The organism is Alteromonas sp. AMM-1 (genome assembly GCF_047290655.1).
Lineage (GTDB): Bacteria > Pseudomonadota > Gammaproteobacteria > Enterobacterales > Alteromonadaceae > Alteromonas > Alteromonas mangrovi.
Window position 1 is genome coordinate 1 of the sequence record NZ_JBLBUE010000214.1, and the last position, 5,232, is coordinate 5,232.

5 protein-coding genes, 1 tRNA gene and 1 pseudogene are annotated in these 5,232 nt (G+C 44.9%); 4 read left to right on the forward strand and 3 right to left on the reverse strand.

Translation table 11 applies throughout. The annotated features are described in order from the left end of the window. The first annotated feature begins 123 nt into the window (after positions 1-123). Positions 124-336: a cold-shock protein gene (locus ACLR2L_RS18710; protein ID WP_140959305.1), complete on the forward strand. Its 213-nt coding sequence runs from the start codon at positions 124-126 to the stop codon at positions 334-336. 113 nt (positions 337-449) lie between these two features. Next, the gene (locus ACLR2L_RS18715) at positions 450-617 is read left to right on the forward strand and encodes a hypothetical protein (protein WP_181405176.1); all 168 of its coding nucleotides are present in this window, start codon (positions 450-452) and stop codon (positions 615-617) included. A 413-nt stretch (positions 618-1,030) separates the two neighbouring features. Here ACLR2L_RS18715 and ACLR2L_RS18720 read toward each other — a convergent pair. Further along, positions 1,031-1,117 (reverse strand) — tRNA-Leu (locus tag ACLR2L_RS18720). Between the two features lie 210 nt (positions 1,118-1,327). On the opposite strand from ACLR2L_RS18720, the gene ACLR2L_RS18725 reads away from it, so the two are divergent. Next, the gene (locus tag ACLR2L_RS18725) at positions 1,328-1,882 is read left to right on the forward strand and encodes an RDD family protein (protein WP_413370358.1); all 555 of its coding nucleotides are present in this window, start codon (positions 1,328-1,330) and stop codon (positions 1,880-1,882) included. A gap of 32 nt (positions 1,883-1,914) precedes the next feature. Here ACLR2L_RS18725 and ACLR2L_RS18730 read toward each other — a convergent pair whose 3' ends face one another. Further along, positions 1,915-2,256: a DUF5329 family protein gene (locus ACLR2L_RS18730; protein WP_413370360.1), complete on the reverse strand. Its 342-nt coding sequence runs from the start codon at positions 2,254-2,256 to the stop codon at positions 1,915-1,917. Positions 2,257-2,284: 28 nt separating this feature from the next. Further along, positions 2,285-3,346 carry an LPS export ABC transporter permease LptG gene (gene lptG / locus ACLR2L_RS18735; RefSeq protein ID WP_140959301.1) on the reverse strand — a complete coding sequence of 354 codons (1,062 nt, stop codon included), beginning with the start codon at positions 3,344-3,346 and terminating at the stop codon, positions 2,285-2,287. Between the two features lie 894 nt (positions 3,347-4,240). Here lptG and ACLR2L_RS18740 point away from each other — a divergent pair. Then, a pseudogene (locus ACLR2L_RS18740) lies at positions 4,241-5,232 on the forward strand (ISNCY family transposase); the annotation flags it as partial.

Consider the following 5,232-nt stretch of genomic DNA (forward strand, 5'->3'; position numbering starts at 1 on the left):
CCTGATAGGGAGGTAGTAGAAATAGCCATTTTGCTGCACCCAAAGATGAGTAATAGATCAAAATGGGGGATCGGTGTCAAGAAAAATAAATCAGTTAATTAGGTGCGGAATGACGGTTATAAAATGTCTAAATCCGTAAATGGTACAGTTAAGTGGTTTAATGATGACAAAGGTTTTGGTTTTTTAACACCAACTGACGGTGGTAAGGATGTATTTGTACATTTCCGTTCTATCGCATCAGAAGGTTTTAAATCCCTGGTGGAAGGGCAACAGGTTCAATTCGTAATTGAGCAAGGACAGAAAGGTCCACAAGCTTCAAACGTTGTTCCTTTATAGTCCGAATTATATGTTAGAGGCTAGTTTCATCTAGCCTTTAAAGCGTTTTTAAAATAGTCCAGTCAATTTTTTCAAATCATCCCCTAAATTCCAAAAAATAAAATAAGAAAAATATGAAAAATACTCTTAATACATCCGGTATTAATGTTATGCCGCCTATTACTCAAATTTCAGTAAATAAATTTAATGTAGCTTTTGAAGATGGCAAATCTAAGCAATTTGTGAATTTGAAAAGTTCAATAGAAGCAAAAAGATTTGTTTCCTGGCTTTTATCAATTTAAACGTAAAGTTTAACTGCAAAATCGCTAGCGAAAATCATCCGAAGTTCGCCGCTCGCTAAATTAGGCTGCCTTGTGTAATTAAATGAGCGTCCGCGTATTACTATATCCATTCGCTACTTAAACGGAAAACCTCACATTCTCGGCTGAGGCGAATATCTTATTGCTGCATGAAGCGTTAGTTAAAATTGTCAATGCGCCTGATATTGGAGGGAAAAGACCTGAGCTTGTTTGATAAAGCGGGAATTTCCCCAGTTCAATAACATAGGGTTTATTACTTGCCGTCATCACAGGGCATTGAAGTTGAATTCGCGCCAGAATGCTAAAGCAACGAATGGATGACATATTTGCGTTTGGGCAAGTCAGACACAAAAAAACCGACTCGCGTCGGTTTATTGATGCACACCTAAAGTGTTTGGTACCAGAGGCCGGACTTGAACCGGCACAGTGTCACCACCGGCGGATTTTGAATCCGCTGCGTCTACCAATTTCGCCACTCTGGCACTGATAGATGTGCTTAACTACTGCTGTAGTTAGGTTGCGAATTATAACCATGTTGGGCGTACTGACAAGCGTTTTTTTTAACTATGCTTTCAACTGTTTAATAATTCACCGAAAACGCCATGGGTCTCTGAATAACCGGGGTTTTAGTGGGTCTTTACCGGTATCTGTGGCACACTGTGCACCAGGTAACAGTGGCAATATGTTTGTTAATGGCTAAGTCAAAGAAATCAAAAAAGGTCAACGCGCCTAAATCATCACCTTCGGTAACAGCTGAGTCGTCAAAGCAGCAACGGGCAGGGTTCCTGCGTCGTTTAGCGGCCATGATCTACGATACGCTGGTGGCTACTGCGGTAGGGATGTGTGCTGCCATGGTGATGATTGTATTTATGGTGGTGTCACTGAAAAATGGCCTGTTCGATATGCAAGGCTATGCTGAGCCTAATGAGTTTATTCAACACTCATTGCTGTTTACTACCATTATTCAGGTGTGGGTTGGACTTTGGATTGCGGGCTTTTTTCTGTGGTTCTGGAAGCGTGGCGGCCAAACGCTGGGCATGCGTGCCTGGCGATTACGGATCTTCAGTACCAACGAACTGCCAATGACCTGGTCACGTTTGTTACTGCGTCTCGTTGCGTCTTTAGGCGGGTTAGGTACACTTCTGGTGCTGTTTGATTTGAAAAACAAGCAATCATTACAGGATCGGGTCGCAAACACCGAAGTGCTTACCCTCACCAAAAATCAAAACGATCACAAAAGCTGGTAACGCGCCGCTTGCCGCTTTTGGGAGCTGGCTGGTTACGGGTGAGCTGCCCGGTAACTGGCTAACTCTGCTAATAACCAGGTTTTGCTTTTTACAGCCGGTTGATCAGGGCAGTGCACCATATAATAGTCGCCCGACATTTTGCTCTTGGTCGCGGCGTATTTAATGAAGTCTTCTGCCGAATCTATCTCTTCTGAATAGTAATCGTACTTCTTTTTAATGTGCTCAACGGCTTCGGTGCCGGTATGTTGTTTGCCGTTGCGTTCGTATACGCAGTTTGTGTCTTTTACAAATGCCAGCAAATGTTCGATTTCGTCGAGTGTATGTGCGTTTGCAGATGTACTCAGCATCGCTGCAAACAGCATTATCCATTTCATAAAAAAATTAGCCTTGTTTAATAAGAAATTATCGAGACAGTAAAATAGTTGCGATGCCTGCGAATAGCAGACTGGGCAGCAGCGCGCCGAGTGCCGGTGGAATATTGTAAACCAGGCTCAACGGGCCAAATACCTCATTGGTAATAAAGAAACCAAAGCCGGTTAATACGCCCATGATAATTCGCGCGCCCATGGTAACACTTCTCAGCGGACCAAAAATAAACGACAACGCCATGAGCAACATTACGCAAACGGTAATAGGTTGCAGCAGTTTGCGCCACAGAGCCAGTTCATAGCGGCTGGTGTCCTGTTCATTGTTGGTACGGTAGGTAATGTAGTCATTCAGTCCACGAATCGATAGCGCTTCAGGCTTAACTGACACGATACCTAGTTTGTCTGGCGTCAGGGTAGAGGTCCAGCGCCAGGTGGGCAGCGCTTCGGTGTCAATTTTTGCCTCGCTGAATGTAGTGTGCGTCACATTGGTAAGCGTCCAGCCATTTTGCTTGTAAAAACCGCCGCTGGCGTAGGTGGTGCTCGCCAGTTGCAGGGATTCATTAAAGCGGTAAATACTGATATCTTGCAGTGAATCCCGGCTCATTACCTGGCCAATACTCACAAAGGCATCACCGTCTTTTGCCCACACCAGTTTGTCGGAAGAGAACAGCGAACCACCGGTGATCGCCTCGGTACGCAACTCCTTGGCGCGGGACTCGCTTACCGGCGTAACCCATTCGCCCATCGCCATCACAACAATGATCATAACCACCGCGGATTTCATGGCAGATGTAATAATATTCCAGCGGCTCAATCCTGACGCCTGCATGATTACCAGTTCGCTGTTGCTTGCCAGTAACCCCATACCTATCAGGCCACCCAGCAAAACTGCCATGGGGAAGAATTGCTCCAGGTCACGCGGTAGGCTCAGCAGCACGTATACCAGCGCGGCAACCATGTCGTAATTGCCTTCGCCAATTTTACGTAATTGCTCTACAAATTTTATCAGCCCGCTTAAGCCCATTAATACCGACAAGGTAACGGCAACTGTGCCTAGCAGCGTGCGGGCAATGTACCAGTCGAGGATTTTAATCATGTCTTTAATCCCCATGTTTCATGCAACAAGTGAGTGAGTAACTGATTGTATTAGCTTTTTTTAAGTTGCACTTTTTCCAATATTTCACAGCTTTTTCCTCTAAACAATGCCGCACTTTATTCTCTAATAATTAACACATATCGAAGATTCCGATTCAAACAGTGTGCGCCGTTGTGAGATGCAATGCAGTACTTTAATTGATTAACGTTTATCTGACCAGTAGGTTTGGCATCGTGAATGTTCACTAGAAGCGATATCCAGACCGTTACTATAGCGCAGGCGGCAGTCTCCTGAAGACAAAGAGCGGACGTTCAATGATGTGATCTCTTACGTCGGACTTTGGTCAAAAGCGGTCGTAGGGCACTGCAATTGCCGATGGCTGCTTTAGTGTGTGTAGCGGACTTTTACCTCAACACCTGAGTTTTGCGGGAAGCTTGGCTGATAGAAGGCACATCGTTGTTGGTTCACTATCAATCCACATCTGGGCCTTACAACGAGAGCACTCAGCAAGGCTTGCTGTCACGGAGCAAAATCCAAGCACTTTCGGCAGCACGACTCAAACAAATCCGCCTCCGAATTTACCGGCGCGATTCAGTAAGTTTGGGGAGCGATTTCTTTTACCCCCCAACAGATAGAATAATTGTATACATCAAATTAACTGAACAGCTGAAAATAATTTAGCTCAAATCTAATCTTACGCTGACACCAGAATAACAGGGTAACTGTCAGATCAGGTCTGAGCTAGTACAAATTAACCTGTTAACACCAAGCGATTTTGTCGTACTTTAATTACCACGCGATTCTGTCGTAGTCGCTAATTACCAAGGGAAATTGACGGTTATCTTTAACCGTGTTCTTTGAATGTTTTGTTTGTGCATTTGAGGAACGCTAAGGATGATTGTGTTGAATTCCAAAGCTCAATTGACAGTTGATGTCATCGCTAAAGTGGCTGAGCGTAAAATTACGTTAGCCAATGCCGCTAAGCTCCTCAATAAATCCAGACGTACTGTTGAACGTTATTTGCAGCGTTACCGAAGCCAAGGGCTACAGTTTGTTGTTCACGGAAATACAGGCAGCGAGCCAGTTAATAAAACTCCAGATAGGCTTAAGCAGCAAGTTCAGTCGCTAATCCGCGAGAAATACTATGATCTGAACCTGTTGCACCTTGCCGAGAAGCTTGAGACTCATGAACTATTGTTGTTAAGCGCGAGACACTGCGTAAATGGGCACATGATATCCACCATGTAAAACGGGCGAAGCGCAGGCGTAGCCGTGTTCACAAACGCAGAGAGCGAATGGAAGCGCCAGGGTTAATGCTGCAAATGGACGGCAGTACACATCGTTGGTTCGGCGATAAGAAGTCGTGTTTAATCGCCATGATTGATGATGCCAACAGCGATATTCATGCCGAGTTCTTCCCGTCAGAAACGACTGAGGGATGTATGAAAGTAATGCGCTCAGTCGTTGAGAGATACGGTGTATTTAAAACCCTGTATGTTGATAAAGCAGGCATCTTTGGAGGCCCTAAGCGCTGTAACTTCTCCCAGATGCAACGGGCCTGTGAGGAGTTGGGGATTGAAATCATCTTCGCCAGTTCTCCTCAGGGTAAAGGCCGAATTGAACGCGCCTTCGATACCCTGCAAGACAGGTTGATACCGGAGTTACGACTTAACAATATTACTGATATGACGGGCGCAAATAGCTACCTCCAACACGTTTTCATTCCCCAGTTTTGGCGTAAAAACCTGGTTGTAAAATCAAGAACATCAGACACCGAATATACGCCTGTACCACGCTACACCAACCTTGATGATATCTGTATCACTAAGGTTTACCGGAAGATCCGTAACCACCATACGTTTAGCTACAGGGGAAAACTCTACTTC

What these genes read in the sequence shown, in the direction of transcription:
- ACLR2L_RS18730 (WP_413370360.1), bottom strand. Translation starts at nt 2,256, where the DNA reads ATGAAATGGATAATGCTGTTTGCAGCGATGCTGAGTACATCTGCAAAC.
- ACLR2L_RS18725 (WP_413370358.1), top strand. Translation starts at nt 1,328, where the DNA reads ATGGCTAAGTCAAAGAAATCAAAAAAGGTCAACGCGCCTAAATCATCA.
- lptG (WP_140959301.1), bottom strand. Translation starts at nt 3,346, where the DNA reads ATGATTAAAATCCTCGACTGGTACATTGCCCGCACGCTGCTAGGCACA.
- ACLR2L_RS18710 (WP_140959305.1), top strand. Translation starts at nt 124, where the DNA reads ATGTCTAAATCCGTAAATGGTACAGTTAAGTGGTTTAATGATGACAAA.
- ACLR2L_RS18715 (WP_181405176.1), top strand. Translation starts at nt 450, where the DNA reads ATGAAAAATACTCTTAATACATCCGGTATTAATGTTATGCCGCCTATT.